At 64.1% G+C, this 14,982-nt stretch carries 14 protein-coding genes; 6 read left to right on the forward strand and 8 right to left on the reverse strand.

What is annotated here, in order from left to right; translation table 11 throughout:
- Nucleotides 1-8 precede the first annotated feature (8 nt).
- On the forward strand, nucleotides 9-908 hold the full coding sequence (locus IPM49_08885) for a hypothetical protein (GenBank protein MBK9274639.1): 900 nt from the start codon (nucleotides 9-11) through the stop codon (nucleotides 906-908).
- On the opposite strand, the gene IPM49_08890 is transcribed toward IPM49_08885, so the two are convergent.
- Complete coding sequence (locus IPM49_08890; protein MBK9274640.1) at nucleotides 909-2,429, reverse strand: serine/threonine-protein phosphatase; 1,521 nt, start codon at nucleotides 2,427-2,429, stop codon at nucleotides 909-911.
- Nucleotides 2,414-2,773 (reverse strand): hypothetical protein, encoded by a 360-nt coding sequence (locus tag IPM49_08895; protein MBK9274641.1) that lies wholly within the window; start codon nucleotides 2,771-2,773, stop codon nucleotides 2,414-2,416. The genes IPM49_08890 and IPM49_08895 overlap by 16 nt, the downstream gene beginning before the upstream one ends.
- 6 nt (nucleotides 2,774-2,779) lie before the next feature.
- Between IPM49_08895 and IPM49_08900 the strand changes: the two genes are divergently transcribed.
- The 3 genes from IPM49_08900 (at nucleotide 2,780) to IPM49_08910 (ending at nucleotide 3,632) form a co-directional block, all read left to right on the forward strand.
- Complete coding sequence (locus IPM49_08900; GenBank protein MBK9274642.1) at nucleotides 2,780-3,136, forward strand: hypothetical protein; 357 nt, start codon at nucleotides 2,780-2,782, stop codon at nucleotides 3,134-3,136.
- A gap of 63 nt (nucleotides 3,137-3,199) precedes the next feature.
- Nucleotides 3,200-3,436, forward strand: coding sequence for a hypothetical protein (locus tag IPM49_08905; protein MBK9274643.1), 237 nt, complete (start codon nucleotides 3,200-3,202; stop codon nucleotides 3,434-3,436).
- Nucleotides 3,414-3,632, forward strand: coding sequence for a type II toxin-antitoxin system RelE/ParE family toxin (locus IPM49_08910; GenBank protein MBK9274644.1), 219 nt, complete (start codon nucleotides 3,414-3,416; stop codon nucleotides 3,630-3,632). The genes IPM49_08905 and IPM49_08910 overlap by 23 nt, the downstream gene beginning before the upstream one ends.
- Nucleotides 3,633-3,756: 124 nt before the next feature.
- Here the strand turns inward: IPM49_08910 and IPM49_08915 are convergent, their stop codons facing one another.
- The 6 genes from IPM49_08915 to IPM49_08940 all read right to left on the reverse strand — a co-directional run bounded on the left by IPM49_08915 (nucleotide 3,757) and on the right by IPM49_08940 (nucleotide 9,082).
- Nucleotides 3,757-4,800 carry a 2-oxoacid:ferredoxin oxidoreductase subunit beta gene (locus IPM49_08915; GenBank protein MBK9274645.1) on the reverse strand — a complete coding sequence of 348 codons (1,044 nt, stop codon included), beginning with the start codon at nucleotides 4,798-4,800 and terminating at the stop codon, nucleotides 3,757-3,759.
- A complete protein-coding gene (locus IPM49_08920; protein ID MBK9274646.1) occupies nucleotides 4,797-6,665 on the reverse strand; it encodes a 2-oxoacid:acceptor oxidoreductase subunit alpha in 1,869 nt (622 codons plus the stop codon). Before IPM49_08920 ends, IPM49_08915 begins: the two co-directional genes overlap by 4 nt.
- 95 nt (nucleotides 6,666-6,760) lie before the next feature.
- On the reverse strand, nucleotides 6,761-7,024 hold the full coding sequence (locus IPM49_08925) for a NifU family protein (GenBank protein MBK9274647.1): 264 nt from the start codon (nucleotides 7,022-7,024) through the stop codon (nucleotides 6,761-6,763).
- A 3-nt stretch (nucleotides 7,025-7,027) separates the two neighbouring features.
- Nucleotides 7,028-8,092, reverse strand: coding sequence for an Mrp/NBP35 family ATP-binding protein (locus IPM49_08930; GenBank protein ID MBK9274648.1), 1,065 nt, complete (start codon nucleotides 8,090-8,092; stop codon nucleotides 7,028-7,030).
- 49 nt (nucleotides 8,093-8,141) lie between these two features.
- On the reverse strand, nucleotides 8,142-8,579 hold the full coding sequence (locus tag IPM49_08935) for a hypothetical protein (protein MBK9274649.1): 438 nt from the start codon (nucleotides 8,577-8,579) through the stop codon (nucleotides 8,142-8,144).
- Between the two features lie 50 nt (nucleotides 8,580-8,629).
- Nucleotides 8,630-9,082 (reverse strand): MGMT family protein, encoded by a 453-nt coding sequence (locus IPM49_08940; GenBank protein MBK9274650.1) that lies wholly within the window; start codon nucleotides 9,080-9,082, stop codon nucleotides 8,630-8,632.
- A 229-nt stretch (nucleotides 9,083-9,311) separates the two neighbouring features.
- On the opposite strand from IPM49_08940, the gene IPM49_08945 reads away from it, so the two are divergent.
- Together IPM49_08945 and IPM49_08950 are read left to right on the forward strand one after the other, a co-directional pair.
- Nucleotides 9,312-13,448, forward strand: coding sequence for a hypothetical protein (locus IPM49_08945; protein MBK9274651.1), 4,137 nt, complete (start codon nucleotides 9,312-9,314; stop codon nucleotides 13,446-13,448).
- On the forward strand, nucleotides 13,445-14,980 hold the full coding sequence (locus IPM49_08950) for a hypothetical protein (protein MBK9274652.1): 1,536 nt from the start codon (nucleotides 13,445-13,447) through the stop codon (nucleotides 14,978-14,980). Before IPM49_08945 ends, IPM49_08950 begins: the two co-directional genes overlap by 4 nt.
- The last annotated feature ends 2 nt before the right edge of the window (nucleotides 14,981-14,982 follow it).

Here is a 14,982-nt window from a genome sequence, read left to right on the forward strand (position 1 = left end):
TTCGCGGCATGAACCACCGTGCTCCCTTCCGCACACTGGCGCTCGCAGCGCTTCTGTCCACCGCAACGGTCCCCTTGCTCGCGCAGGACAGGTCGGCCAGCGGTCATCTGCTCAACTGGACGAACCCCATCGCGGTGGAACAGGACACCGTGGTGAACAAAACCCACAAGCTGCCGGCTCATGCGTTCATGGTCCACGAAGCGGAACCCGGCGCGGCCCTGAACGCGTTGAAGGCCGCCTATGCCGGCCAGAACGCAAAGTTCAGTGGCTCGGACCCGATGAGCGGCCTGGTGACCGTGACCGTACTGGGTGAAGCCCCGGTGCTGCTGCTGGCCTCGGCGGCAAAGGACAAGAAAGCGGGTGGAGCGCGGATGCGCGTGACCTTCGCTGCGAACGACAGTACGGCGATCGAGGGAGGGCGCGATGCCGCCCATGCCCTTGCCATCCAGCTCAACCGCGCGATCGTGCAGCAGCAGATCGATGCCCAGCAGAAGATCGTGGACAAGGCCGGGAGCAAGCTGGAGAGCGCACAAAGCGACCAGGCCAAGGCCCAGAAGAAGGCCAGCAATGCGGCCAGCGACCTGGAGAAGGCCAAGAAGGAGAAGAGCAAGCTCGCTGACAAGCAGGCCCAGCTGCAGAAGGAGCAGCAGCGGGCCCAGGAGCGCTACAACACCAGCCAGGCCCCGAAGGACCTGGAGAAGCTCACCAAGGTTCAAGGGCAGCTCGTGAAGGTGCAGCAGGACCTGGCCAAGCAGCTCAAGAAGGAATCCGATGCCCAGAAGGCCGCGAACAAGCGCCAGGATGAGATCCCCGACGCGCAGAAGGCGCAGCAGGTGCACCAGGTGAGCAAGGAGCAGGCCGTGAGCGAACTTGAAGCCTTGAAGCGCAAGCTGGAGGCCATCCGCTGATCAGATCCGCACGCCCAGCACGAGCACATCGTCCACGCTGGGCCTCTCCTGCTGCCAGAGCGCCAGCGCGTCCTGCACGCGACGCTCCTGTTCGTGCATCGGCAGGCCGGCGATGTCGGAGAGCAGTTCCTTGAGGCGTTTGCGCCCGAACTTCCTGTCCGCGGGACCGCCGAACTGGTCCTGGAGCCCGTCCGAACAGAGGTAGAGCATATCGCCCGGACGGACATCGACCTCCTGCTCCGTGAAGGACCCGGACACATCGGGCAGCAAGCCGACAGGCATCCTGTCCGCGGTGAACTCGGTGAGCACGCCACCACGCACCCGATAGAGCGGATGCAGGGCCCCGGCGAAGCGCAGGGTTCCGGCGCGATGGTCGAGCACACAGAGCCCGATGTCCATCCCGTCCATCGGCCCCTGTCCGCCCGGCCGTTGAAGGGCACGGATCATCGCGTCGCGCAAGCGGTCCAGGACCTCGGCCGGACGCGCCACGCGCTGTTCCACCACCACCGCATGCAGCAGGGTGCTGCCCAGGATGCTCATGAGGGCACCGGGCACACCGTGTCCGGTATGGTCCGCTACGGCCCAGATGGTGCGCCCGTCCAGGTGTGCGCACCAGGGCAGATCACCGCTCACGATGTCCTTGGGACGGTGGAGCAGGAAATGCCCTCCGGTGTGCCGGTCGAGAAGGGAGATATCCGGCACCACGGCCTGCTGGATGTTCAGGCTGTAGCGGATGCTGTCCGTGAGGTCGCGGTGCGCGGCTTCGATCACGGCGCGCTGCTCCTGGGCCTCGGCGGTGCGGGCGCGCAGGTCCTCGCGGAGGCGCACCTCGCGTTGCACCAGACGGTGGCGGTTATGGGCCATCACCGTGGAGATCACCATCACGGCGGCGAGCAGGGTGCCGCCATGGGCCATCACTTCGGGGGGTGACAGCGCGCTGTGCGCACCGAGGAAGAGGACGTTGGCCGCCACGGTGAGGCCGACCACGGCAAGGCCCCAGGCCAGCGGCCAGAGGATGATCATCGAGGCGCCGACGAAGAGCACCGCATAGGCCAGCGCGTGCAATCGGAACAGGTCGGGCCCCATGAAGCTCCACATGTAGGCGTTCTCGAGGCTGATCAGCAGAAAGGGCACGAACACGAAGGAGGCCGGTGTGAGCGGCAACCGCCTGCGTCCGACGATGAGCCCCACGATCGCGGCGCTGACCAGAACACGGAGCACGAGGAACTCCGTCCAGCGCTCGGGCATCACCGCGTGGTCGTTCAGGGCGAAGAGCGGATTCAGCAGCGCCGCCACCCAGCTGCCCAGTACGTGATGGCGCCAGGCCGTGCGGTCGAGCTCGGCGCGCCATGCCGGCACCGCACCGGGGTCCCCGGTGCGGAAGAGGCCGATGGTGAACCCGAAAGGCGGACGGACCGCGAGCGCGCGCGTGGGCATCAGGCCCGTGTACGTGAAGGCGGAGGAGAGGTTCAGGGCGGGCCGTGGCGGCTGGATGCCTGTCGGACCTACCCGATCGTCCACGTCCGCTCCCCGAGCAGCAGCGCATCCAAGTCACCCCCGCCCTCTTGCTCCCTGGCCTGAGCCACCTGGGCGTTGATGCGCTCCTCCACGGTGGGGCGCTGCGCCACGTAGAACAGGCCGAAGGGTCGCGGCATGGCCCCCTCGTGGCGCGGATCCTCGAAGAGGCGCACCAGGATGCTGGCCTTGAAGCTGTCGTGCTGGTCGTGCACCCAGAGGTCGCCCATCGATGCGCTGCCGTCGGCCAGGTCCACGATCACCGGGGTCATGCCATCGAGCTTGATGCCCTTGGTGCCGTTGGCGAACTCCGCGTATACCTCTTTCCCAAGGAACTGAGCAGCTACCAACGCGTGGTGGAGAAGGACGGCGCTTTCACAGAGAAACTGAACAGCCTCTTCGAGTACGACCTGGTCTGCATGGGCAGGAAGGACCGGCAGCAGTTTGCTGCATCACGTCAGAACATCAAGGGCGGATCGAGTATTTCGATCAGCATGCAGCCCACAAGCGATGCGGAATTGCAGCGTATGGTGCTAATGCCCCAGGTCACCACGACCCTGGTGAACGACCTTGTGGAACAGGCGCGCCACTTGGAGTGGTTGGAGCGGGAGGCGAAGCGGCAGCAGGCGAAACAAGCGCGATACAAGTTGAGGAGCGCGTTGTTGCCGGTGGTGTTCCCGTGCTGGGGGGAGGGAGTGCCCGGAGAGGAATGAAACAACACCGAGAAGTCGCGTCCATGCTCACCGAGTTACCTTTGAAACACTGAACCGCAAGCCATGAGCACCGACGCCATGAAGCTCGAATTGATCGAGTGGCTGACCAAGCTGAAGGACCCTGGTGTGATCGCGTCGCTGCTCCATTGGAAGAAGGCCAGCGAAGCGGAGGACTGGTACGCCACACTTTCCCCGGAGCAGAGAGCTTCCATCGATCGCGGTTTGGCCGATGCCGACGCAGGCAGGACCATTCCTTCAGTAGAAGTATGGAAGCGCTATGGCCGGTCCGCCAAGGGTTGAGTGGACGCCGGAAGCGCTCGAACAGCTGGAGCGCATTCATGGCTTCGTTCGTCATCAGTGGAACGAGCGCATCGCCGAGCGGTTCCTGACCCTTGTCATGGAGTTCGAGGAATTGATCCTCCGCTACCCGAACGGCTTACCGGCGTCCCCTGCGCATCCGGATCTTCGCATGGGTCCGATCCACAGGAATGTGTAAGCCATCTATCGTGTGGATCCGGATAGGATACTGATGATCACCTTGCTGGATACCCGGGCGGACACTAGTGCTTGGTTCTGAGGGCCGATCCTTGAAGTGAACAGGCAAGATGCCTGTTCGACATTCACCCGATCGTCCACGTCCGCTCCCCGCGCAGCAGCGCATCCAGGTCACCCCCGCCCTTCTTCTCCCTGGCCTGGGCCACCTGGGCGTTGATGCGCTCCTCCACGGTGGGGCGCTGCGCCACATAGAACAGGCCGAAGGGTCGCGGCATGGCCCCTTCATGGCGCGGATCCTCGAAGAGGCGCACCAGGATGCTGGCCTTGAAGCTGTCGTGCTGGTCGTGCACCCAGAGGTCGCCCATCGATGCGCTGCCGTCGGCCAGGTCCACGATCACCGGGGTCATGCCATCGAGCTTGATGCCCTTGGTGCCGTTGGCGAAGACGAGCGGCTTGCCGTGCTCCACGAAGAGCGTGTGGAAGGGCTTGCTGGCCTTCTCGGTGAAGACCTCGAAGGCGCCGTCGTTGAAGACGTTGCAGTTCTGGTAGATCTCGATGAGGCTGGTGCCACGATGTGCATCGGCGGCCAGCAGCACCTCGCGTAGGTGCTTGGGGTCGCGGTCCATGGCGCGGGCCAGGAAGGTGGCATCGGCGCCCTTGCACAGGGCCAGCGGATTGAAGGGATGGTCCACGCTGCCCATGGGCGTGCTCTTCGTCACGGCGCCTTCGGGCGAGGTGGGCGAGTACTGCCCCTTGGTGAGGCCGTAGATCTCGTTGTTGAAGAGCAGCACGTTCACGTCCACGTTGCGGCGCAGCAGGTGGATCAGGTGATTGCCACCGATGCTGAGCGCATCGCCATCACCGGTGATCATCCACACGCTCAGGTCCGGCCGCACCGCGCGCAGGCCGCTGACGATGGCGGGGGCGCGCCCGTGGATGCTGTGCATGCCATACGTATCCAGGTAGTACGGGAAGCGCGAGCTGCAGCCGATGCCACTGATGAAGACGATGTCCTCCTTGGGGCGCCCTTGTTCCTTGAGGACGGTCTCCACCTGCTTCAGGATGGAGTAGTCGCCGCAGCCCGGACACCAGCGCACTTCCTGGTCGGACGCGTAGTCCACCTTCGCCGGGGCGCCGTTGCTGTTGATCACTTCCGAGGCGGTGGTCATGGCTGGAGGAGTTCGATCGCGGCGGCCTTGATCTCCGCGGCGGTGAAGGGCATGCCCTGGATCTTGTTGAGCCCCCTGGCGTCCACGAGGTACTCGGCGCGGATCAGCTGGCGAAGCTGGCCGCTGTTCATCTCGGGGACCAGCACGCGCTTGAAGCGGGAGATCAGTTCGCCCAGCTCCTTGCGGAAGGGGTGGAGGTAGCGCAGGTGGACATGGCCTACGCAGCGGCCCTCGGCGCATAGCTCGTTCACGGCCGTCTTGATGGCCCCGTAGGTGCTGCCCCAGCCGAGGATCAGCAGGTCACCGCTGTCCACCCCGTTGCTCAGGTCCAGGGGGGGAACGCCCTCCACCACCTTGCGCACCTTCTCGGCCCGCAGCCGCACCATCTTCTCGTGGTTCAACGGATCGTAGCTGATGTTGCCGGTGCCGTCCTCCTTCTCGATGCCCCCGATGCGGTGCTGCAGGCCGGCCATGCCGGGGATGGCCCACGGGCGCACCCCGTTCTCGTCCCGCGAATACGGGAGGAACTTCTCCATGTCCGCCTCCGCCTTGGGCGTGGCGAAGGGCGGCCGGATGGCCTTCAGATCGGCGGCCGAGGGGAACCGCCAGGGTTCCGCGCCGTTGGCGATGTAGCCGTCGCTGAGCAGGATCACCGGGGTCATATGCTCCACGGCGATGCGCACGGCCTCGAAGGCCATCTCGAAGCAATCGGTGGGGCTGCTGGCGGCGAGCACGGGGATCGGGGCTTCGCCGTTGCGTCCGTGCACCGCCTGGAACAGGTCGGCCTGTTCGGTCTTGGTGGGCAGGCCGGTGCTGGGGCCGCCGCGCTGCACGTTCACGATCACCAGCGGGATCTCCAGCATGAAGGCAAGGCCCATCGCTTCGCCCTTCAACGCGATACCGGGACCACTGCTCGCTGTGGCGCCAAGCGCACCGCCGTAACTGGCACCGATGGCCGAGCAGATCGCCGCGATCTCGTCCTCGGCCTGAAAGGTGCGCACGCCGAAGTTCTTGTGGCGGGCCAGTTCATGCAGGATGTCGCTGGCCGGCGTGATCGGGTAGCTGCCGTAGAACAGGTCGAGGCCCGCCTTCTGGGCCCCGGCCACCAGACCGAGGGCGATGCCCTGGTTGCCGGTGATGCTGCGGTAGGTGCCCTTGGGCAGCGGTGCGGGCTTCACCTCGAAGCGGGTGGTGAAGGTCTCGCTGGTATCGCCGTAGTTGTAGCCGGCAAGGAGGGCCTTGCGGTTGGCCTCCAGAAGCTCCAGCTTCCTCCCGAACTTCTGTGCGAGGAACTGTTCGCTGTTGTCCAGGCTGCGGCTGTACATCCAATTGATGAAGCCGAGCACGAACATGTTCTTGCAGCGGTCCTTCTCCTTCATGCCCAGGGCGGTGTCCGCCAGGGCGTTCCGGGTCATCTTCGTCACGTCCACCGCGTGCACGGTGTAGTTGGCGAGGGTGCCGTCGGTGAGGGGGTCCTGCCGGTCGATGTAGCCGGCCAGCCGCAGGTTCTTGGCGTCGAAGCCGTCGCTGTTGGCGATGATGATGCCGCCCTGCTTGAGCTTCCCGAGGTTGGCCTTCAGTGCGGCGGCGTTCATCACCACGAGCACATCGGCCTGGTCGCCCGGGGTGAAGACCTCGGTGCTGCCGAAGTGGAGCTGGTAGCCGCTCACGCCGGCGATGGTGCCCTGGGGTGCCCGGATCTCCGCAGGGAAGTTCGGGAAGGTGCTGACGTCGTTGCCGAACAGCGCGTTGGTGTCGGTGAACTGCGCGCCGGTCAACTGGATCCCATCGCCGCTGTCCCCGGCGAACAGGATCACCACGTTGCGTCGCTCTTGGACCGTCTTCGTCCGGGTGGGGCTCTCCATGGGCAAATGCGCGGCAAAGGTACGGGCGGGGGTGGGGCGCTCCGTGATGCCGGTCACTGCCGAAGGAACACGCCCGGGGGAGGGATGTTCCGGCCTCAGACCACCTCGCCCATGTTCACGGCCTCCACGGCCTTGACCTGCGGGGCCACGCGCTTGATGGCCTCCTCCACGCCGGCCTTCATGGTCATGGGGCTCATGGCGCAACCGCGGCAGGCGCCGTGCAATCGGACACGCACGATGCCCTCCGAAGTGATCTCCTCCAGGGTGATGTCGCCGCCGTCGGCCTCCAGGAAGGGGCGCAGGTCGCGCAGGGCTTCCTGCACGCGTTGTTCGAGCTGGCTGTGTTCGCGGCGGGGCATGGTTCAGGCGGTGACCGGCTGGCGGAGGCGCTCCAGCACGGCGGTGCAAAGGTCGGTGAACGCGGCCGCGCTCGGGGTGCCGGATTGCAGGACCGCAGGCCGGCCCACATCCCCCGCCTCGCGGATGCTCTGCACCAGGGGGACCTCCCCGAGGAAGGGGACGCCGAGCTCCTCGGCGAGCTTCCGGGCCCCGCCCTGGCCGAAGATGTGGTAGCGGTTGTTGGGCAGCTCGGCCGGGGTGAACCAGGCCATGTTCTCCACGATGCCCAGTACCGGCACGTTCACGCTGGGCAGGCGGAACATGCCCACGCCCTTGCGCGCATCGGCCAGGGCCACGGGCTGAGGCGTGCTGACGATGATGGCGCCGGTGAGGGGCACGGCCTGCACCAGGCTGAGGTGGATGTCCCCGGTGCCGGGGGGCAGGTCCACGAGCATCACATCGAGCTCGCCCCAATCCCCGTCCTTGAAGAGCTGCTCCAGGGCCTTGCTGGCCATGGGACCGCGCCACACGATGGCCTGGTCCGGTTCGGCGAAGAAGCCGATGCTGAGCAGCTTCACGCCATGCGCTTCCACGGGCACGATCACCGGCTTCCCGTCGCGCTCGCTGGTGCGGGGGCGTTCCTTCAGCACATCGAACATCAGCGGCATGCTGGGGCCGTGGATGTCGGCATCCACCAGGCCCACCTTCAGCCCGCGTGCTGCCAGCCCGGCGGCCAGGTTGGCGGTGATGGTGCTCTTGCCCACACCGCCCTTGCCGCTGGCCACCGCCACGATGTGCTTCACGCCCGGCAGCACTTTGCGCACGTTGGCGCGCTCACCGCTCAGCGGGTTCACGGTCACCCGCACCTGCACCTCGTTGCCCAGTTCCTTCTTCACCTGGAAGGTGACGGCCTCCTCCATGCGCTTGCGGCTGTGGAGGGCGGGGTTGCTCACCTCCACGGTGATGTGCAGCGTGTTCTCGTCAACGACCACCTCGCGCACGAGGTCCAGGGCCAGGATGTCCTTCTTCAGGTCGGGCTCGATGACACGCGAAAGGGCGGCTTGGATGGCTTCGTCGGTGATGGGCATGGGCACGGTGCGCGAAACTAACGCCCGGCACGGTGCGCTGTTCACGGGGTCACCGCGCCGGCACCGCCGCCGATCCCGCCCTGTCCATCAGCCACAGCTGGGCGATGGAGGGATCCTGGAAGAAGGCGATGGTGTACGGCACATCGGCCGGGGTGGCGTTCACCATGCGGTCCACGGCGATCCGGTTCAGGACATCCTCGCTGCTCACGATGGCGATGCGCGCCATGCCGGCCTGCACCAGCAGGGGAACGTACGCGCTCATGGTCCACGCCTGGTCGGCGAAGAGGATGGGGCCCATGCGGCGTCCGTCGCTGAGCCAGTGCTTCAGGCCGTGCGCACGCACGATCTCCAACAAGCGGAGCAGGGTCTCCCGGTACTTCGGGCCGGGCACGGCCTCCTTCCACGTGAGCCGAACCAGCTGCTGCGTGGGGTACACCTCGATCCGGGTGTCGGCATCCTCGTGGGCAACGAACATCACCATGGCCATGGCTGATCGGAGGATGAAGGTAGCCGATCCGACGGGATGCCACCAGGGCCTCAAAGGTCGAGCTCGCTGGCCGGGTCCCAGAACCTCCGGGCGAAGTCGACCACCTGATCATCCTTCACCTTCACCCCTTCGCGCTCCAACAGCTTCCGCATGCGGTCCTCCGGTCCGAAATGGTGCTTGCCGGTGAGCAGACCGCTGCTGTTCACCACCCGGTGGGCGGGCACCTTCGGCTTCACCGTGTGGCTGTTGTTCATGCAATAGCCCACGATGCGGGCCGATCGCGCAGCTCCGAGGTACCGGGCGATGGCGCCATAGCTCGTCACGCGTCCGCGGGGGATCTGGCGCACCACGTCCATCACGTCGGCGAAGAAATCGCGCTTGTCCGCCGGAGTGTCGCGAAGGGGGACGCGCTTGAGCCGCACGAAAGCGGGCTCTTGCACGGCGCCATCACGCACCTGTTCACGAGCGGATGATCGGTGATCGGAGCTTCCCTTCTTCGCCATGGTTCACCGGACCGGTAGATGAATGCCGAACATTCGATGGGATCAAAGGTCGGGTGCCGAATGAAAGCTCCTATCGTTGTACCTTCCATCGTCCTTACGATCATCGAATCACAACACCGATCATCATGAAACGCTCTGGAACCCCTGCCATCCGGCCCTTCCTGGTCCAGTTTTGCATTCGTTTCAACACGTTGTTCACAAAGGGGGGGGTAGAACGCTCCTTTTCCTGATGATCACCGGCGCCACCACCGCCCAGGCCCAGCGGACCAGCTGGGTGCAGGGGAACGAGGTGGTGGTGCTGACCCCGGGTGAACCCGCGAGCATCTTCGCCCTTCCCCAACCCAACGACCCCAATGCCGGTGCGGACCAGTACAGCGGTGGCGCGGCCACCACATCGGCCTATGTTCAACTGGACGACCTGGGCTGCATCCTGTTCTTCGCCATGGACGGTGACCTGTACGACCGCAATGGCTATCGCATCGCCCAAGGAGGTGACCTCGGCTGCAGCAGCAATGCGGGGTGCCTCCTTGTCGGAAGCACGGAGCTCATCGTAGCCCCCGTGCCGGGTCGGTGCGGTCATTGGTATCTCTTCCACAGCATCGCGGTGGCCGGCTCCCAGGCCGATCCCGTGCTGCACGTCTCGGTGCTCGACATGACCCTGCAGAACCCCGCGTTCCCCAACGACCCGGAGCGGCGCGGACGCGTGCTGGACGACACGGACCTGGACGCCGCCGGGTACGATCTGATGTTCGCATGGCCCTATGCGAACCCGATCGCGGTCGACCTCGGCGCACCTTTCGCTGACCCCTGGGGTGCCGGCGAGCGCTGTCTGCATATGGACGCCATCCGCTCCGAAGCGACGGGCCGCACCTTCTTGTTCGCTACCAACGGTGAGGTGATCGCCCGGTACGAACTCACCAGCAGCAGCATCCTGCTCCTGGGCAGCCAACCCGTGGATCTGGCCGGTGCGGTCCTCAACCCGACAGCTCAGCCACGCGTGGCCAAGGGCGAGTTGGAGGCCGTGGCCGTGGGCAGCACCGTGCGCGTGGCCTTCAGCATCACGTTGTACAGCGACCAGATCATGCCGCCCCCGCCGGACTACAACGCGTTCCTGGTGCATGTGGCCGCGTACGACGCCGCACTGCCCACCGTACCACGCACCTTCTACGAGATCGTACCCATCGGCGACCTGCTCATCACCGCACCACCTGCGCCGACCAACCTGGGCACCACCGTGGCCTACCCCGGTGCCGGAGGGGTGGAGTTCACCGCCGATGGTGCGTTGGTGTATTGGTGCCGGAGCCTCGCCGATCATGGCCAGCCCTTTTGGGATGGACTGCACCACTTGGGCTATTTCGATTGGGCCACGCTCACGACCAACTCCTTTCCCACCATCGCCTTGCTGCCCTCGGTGGACAGCGAGCTGGAGCTCGCCCCGGCCCCCGACGGCAATGGGCTCGCGCTGTATGTGGCCGGCACGGACGACCAGGGCAACGCCTGGCTCAGCGCCTTGAGCGGACCGGATGATCCCAACACGGCCACCTGGCTGCCACAGGCCATTGCAGTGGATCAGGCGAGCCTCTGCGCGGACCCTTCCCTGGGGTGGAACAACGTGCAGGACCGCTACCACCTGCTGCAGGCCCAGGGCTACGACGATGCCTCCTTGGAGCGCATGAGCGATCCCGTGTGCTGCCAGGAGCTCCAGGACATGACCTGTACGGTGGCCTATGCCGCACCTGTGGGCGTGGGCAACTGGACGCCGACCGACAACCCGTTCTGCGATAAACCCGTGGTGCGCATCTGCGAAGAATTGCGCCTCCCCACTGGCGCTCACATCACCGCCCAGGACCTCACCTTCGCCTTCAGCGCGGATGCCGCCCTGGTGATCGAACCTGGCGCCAGCCTCACCTGCACCAACTGCACCTTCACCAGCGCATGCGAGGGGGAATGGTGGAAAGGCATCCGCGTGGAGGGCACCACCAGCGATGGGACGCAATCCCAACAATACCAAGGACGATTATCGCTCTGGAGCAGCGAGGTTCGCAACGCGGAGGTGGGCGTGTGGTGCGCGCGGGAGCTCACGCCCAATGCCGGTGATCCCGACCACTATGGAGGTCGCGTGTTCACGTCGAACAGCACCTTCAGGAACAACATAACCGGAGTGCGGATCGAACGGTTCCATCGCATCGTGGGTGGCAACGAATTCTATAATCTCTGCACCTTCAGCAACACCGAGTTCATCACTGATGCCGACTGGCCTGACATGGCCATATCGCCATTGTGCCATGCTCGCTTGACCGATGTCAACGGCGTCCGCTTCGGTGGCTGTGCCTTCCGAAATAACGACCACACGGCCTTTCAACTGAAACGACGCGGCTGGGGGATCTATGCCTTCGACGCCACCTTCACCTGCAAGGGGGGCATGAACTACGCGGACCACACCTTTGACAACCTCTCCATAGGCGTACTGGCCTTTGCCCCGGACATGACCAAGGTGTACGAAGTGGACGGCATGGGTTTCCACAACAACGCCTACTACGGGCTCATCGACTTCCAAGGGCGGCAGCCGGTGGTGACGAACAACGAATTCCATACGCTCACAACGGATGTACTGCCTGGAGGAACGGCCAGCTGTGGCATGTACCTCTGGAGCAGCGAGGGGTACACGGTGGAGCGCAACACCTTCCTCGGCGAACCCAACGCGCTCTCGCCCACCGTGGGAATCTGGTTCCGGGGGCCGGCCAACGAGGACAACCGGACCTACGACAACGTCTTTGATGGGCTGACGGCTGGAACCATCGCATATGGCGACCATGTAGGCCCCGGACTACCTGGCACAACCACCCTACCAGGCTTGCAATGGCTGTGTGGTGATCATGGCCAAACCCTGGAAAATTCCTACGACCAAATGGTACTGGCAGAGGATGGATCCATCAGGGCCACACAGGGTGAGTCGAACCCGGCCTCCATGGCCGCCAACAACCGTTTCTTCCGGCAATCCAGCTTCCCATGCGACCCGAAGGACGTGTACGTGTATCCGCTCATCAGCCCAGCGCTATTCGATGTGGATTACAAGTACTTTGAGCAGGACAATGACCCTTCCTTGAACCCTGAGCTGCGGCCCAAGTGCATCCACGACCCGGCACCGTCCTACGACCCGCTCTCATTCGTAGATGAGTACTACGACCTGGAAGTGGTAGGGAGCAATGTGGCATTTAATAAAGTGGAGGACTGCAAGAATGGAATCCTGGACGATTTAGGAGGAGGTGGGCATGTCGTCCAACTGAACGAATACCAGCTCCGCCTGCAGGAACTGGCCAGCGCCGTGGCCCAATACCTGGGTAATGTGGATGGCGGCGACAAGCCGGACCTGCTGGAGCTGATCCACTTCGCCAACCCCTGGCACCCCAGCCATGTGTTGCGGGATGCAATGCTGCAACAATCCCCCTTGAGCGATGAGGTGCTCGTGGCGGCCATCTGGCGCGAGGTGCCCATGGACCCCTGGCACCTGACCCAGGTGCTGATCGGCAACAGCGAACTGACCAATGAGGTCTGGCAGGCCCTGGAGGAGAGCCAGGTGCTGAGCCCCTTCTTCCTGGCCATGGTCGACCAGTACCAGGGGCAGCAGAGCCCCCGCGAATTGTATGAGCAGGAGATCGTGCTGCGCCAAGGCCAAAAGAGCCGCCTTCAGCACCGCCTGCTGCGGCGTTATGCCCAGGACACCTTGAGTACCGGCGACCCCACCGACAGCATGGACGTGGTGCTGGCCATGGACCCGAGCCCCACCGCACGGCTCGCACAGTATTGGCTAGCCTGCAGCCGGAGTGATGCGGCCACCGCAGCCACGCTGGAGGCATTATTACACGAGGTGGAGGGAGCGGATGAAGTGATCGACCTCGGGGCCATGCTCTTGCGCGCACAGGGGAGCTGGAGCGACATTCAAGGTGATGACCTACAGGCATTGGAGCTGTATGCCGTTCAAGAAGGACGCCAAGGCAGCGCGGCGGCCTGGGCAGCCCAGATCGGCTTGGCTGAATTTGACAGCCTGCCGCCAGCCTTGATCCCGGCGGAGCTACGCACCTTATGGCAGCCCCGGAAGCGCCAATGGGAAGGGACATACGACCTGTTACAGGCTTACCCCAACCCGGCGAACGACCGGGTGGTGATCACTTTCTTACAAGGGGTCATGGCCGGTCAATTGGTCTGCTACGACGCACAAGGGAAGCTGATCCATGCCGTCCGCATCGGTGAGGGCGCCCCCTTTGTGGTGATCGACACCCGCCACTGGGCTCCAGGCCTCTACCTCGCCACGGCACAGCGGGATGGCTATCGCCTGGGTGAGGTCAAGTTCACGATCTCGCGATGAGCAAGCCCTTCGCGGTATTGACCGTTGTTCTGGCGGGGAGCATTTCGCTCCCCGCCCAGAACACCTTCATCGTGGACTTCGACAGCGTGCAGATGGATAATAACGCGCCTGCGTACAGTGTGGTCGAATTAAACGATGGAGGATACCTGGTGGGCAGCATACAACGCTGGCACGATGGCGATACGACCGGCAGGACGCATGTCATCCTGCGCCGAACGAACTCTTCAGGCCAGGTGACCCATGAGCGGGCGATCCATCATAACGTGAACAGGACGTTCAACAACGGCCTCTTCGGCGCCATGGTCCGCAGTGATACCCTGTTGGTCAGCGGGATCACCACCTACGGCCCCAGCCCCTACGAGTGTACCCTGAACTTGTACTGGTTCAATGAGGATGGGGATACGGTGGCCACCAAGCGGCTGCTCTCGTACAGCACTCAGGACTCCAGCTTCATCCAACATTGGCAAACTATACGGACCATGGATGGCGGGTACGCACTGTGTGGTGTTTATGACCCAATAGATGATAGCCCTCAAGCCCTTATTGTACGGACAGATCACCAGGGAGACACGTTGTGGGTAAAGAATTACGGCAACATAGGTCAGCAGGAGAATGCCTACAGTCTCAGTGAGCTTTTGGACGGAGGGTTCGCTCTAAGTGCGATCCATTCCGAAGGCAACCCCAATGACTCGCACACCTTGTTCCGCACTGATAGCCTCGGTAATCAGATCTGGCGTAGGCAGTACGGAAATTTGGGGTGGATGATCCCTTCTGTGCGCACGGCCTCCGATGGTAACATCATCACGTTTTCGGACTACAAGGAATCAGTCGGTTCTGCGGCCTGGCAACAGATCGAGCTGCGCAAGTGGGACCTGAACGGCGTAGTGATGTGGAGCAAGAAAAGCCACTGGAGCCCCAACAGCAGCAGCGTACCCGGTGATCTCGAGGTCCTGCCCGATGGCAGCATCGTCTGCAGCATCTGGCACTCCGGTGCGTGCCAGCTCGCCAAGTTCAACGCCAACGGGGACAGCCTTTGGTCGCGCGGCTATGTGGTGTACACCTATTGGGGCGGGTCCGAGAACATGCCCTATGACATCGACCCTACCAGCGATGGGGGCTTCGTGATCTGCGGTGAAACGGAACAGGGAAGCAACGACCCTACGCCAGGCCTACAGACCATGTTCCTGATCAAGACCGATAGTCTGGGTTGTGTGGTGCCCGGCTGCCATTTGGTGGGGGTGGAAGAGTATGCCATCGATCTACAGCAGTACTTTTCCGTATGGCCCAACCCTGTGGCCCCTGGCCACACCGTGACCGTGGAGCTGGCCCCACCTGGCGGCGCGGACCTGGGCCCGGTGGAGCTGGTGGTACAGGATGTGATGGGGAGGGAGGTGAGAAGGGAGAAGATGGTGAGAACCGGAGGTGTTTCATCTTTCAGCTTTCCAGTTTCAGCTTTTTCTCCTGGCACCTACCTGCTGCACGTGGTCGGCGAGGGGAAGTGGCTCGCGGGCGGGAAACTGTTGGTGGAATGAGG

The sequence above is a fragment of the Flavobacteriales bacterium genome (assembly GCA_016715895.1).
Taxonomy (GTDB): domain Bacteria; phylum Bacteroidota; class Bacteroidia; order Flavobacteriales_F; family PHOS-HE28; genus PHOS-HE28.

Excerpts from the sequence above, each read along its gene's own strand:
- IPM49_08915 (MBK9274645.1), bottom strand. The coding sequence starts at position 4,800 with ATGACCACCGCCTCGGAAGTGATCAACAGCAACGGCGCCCCGGCGAAG.
- IPM49_08930 (MBK9274648.1), bottom strand. The coding sequence starts at position 8,092 with ATGCCCATCACCGACGAAGCCATCCAAGCCGCCCTTTCGCGTGTCATC.
- IPM49_08925 (MBK9274647.1), bottom strand. The coding sequence starts at position 7,024 with ATGCCCCGCCGCGAACACAGCCAGCTCGAACAACGCGTGCAGGAAGCC.
- IPM49_08935 (MBK9274649.1), bottom strand. The coding sequence starts at position 8,579 with ATGGCCATGGTGATGTTCGTTGCCCACGAGGATGCCGACACCCGGATC.
- IPM49_08920 (MBK9274646.1), bottom strand. The coding sequence starts at position 6,665 with ATGGAGAGCCCCACCCGGACGAAGACGGTCCAAGAGCGACGCAACGTG.
- IPM49_08910 (MBK9274644.1), top strand. The coding sequence starts at position 3,414 with ATGGCCGGTCCGCCAAGGGTTGAGTGGACGCCGGAAGCGCTCGAACAG.
- IPM49_08885 (MBK9274639.1), top strand. The coding sequence starts at position 9 with ATGAACCACCGTGCTCCCTTCCGCACACTGGCGCTCGCAGCGCTTCTG.
- IPM49_08905 (MBK9274643.1), top strand. The coding sequence starts at position 3,200 with ATGAGCACCGACGCCATGAAGCTCGAATTGATCGAGTGGCTGACCAAG.
- IPM49_08945 (MBK9274651.1), top strand. The coding sequence starts at position 9,312 with ATGATCACCGGCGCCACCACCGCCCAGGCCCAGCGGACCAGCTGGGTG.
- IPM49_08940 (MBK9274650.1), bottom strand. The coding sequence starts at position 9,082 with ATGGCGAAGAAGGGAAGCTCCGATCACCGATCATCCGCTCGTGAACAG.
- IPM49_08950 (MBK9274652.1), top strand. The coding sequence starts at position 13,445 with ATGAGCAAGCCCTTCGCGGTATTGACCGTTGTTCTGGCGGGGAGCATT.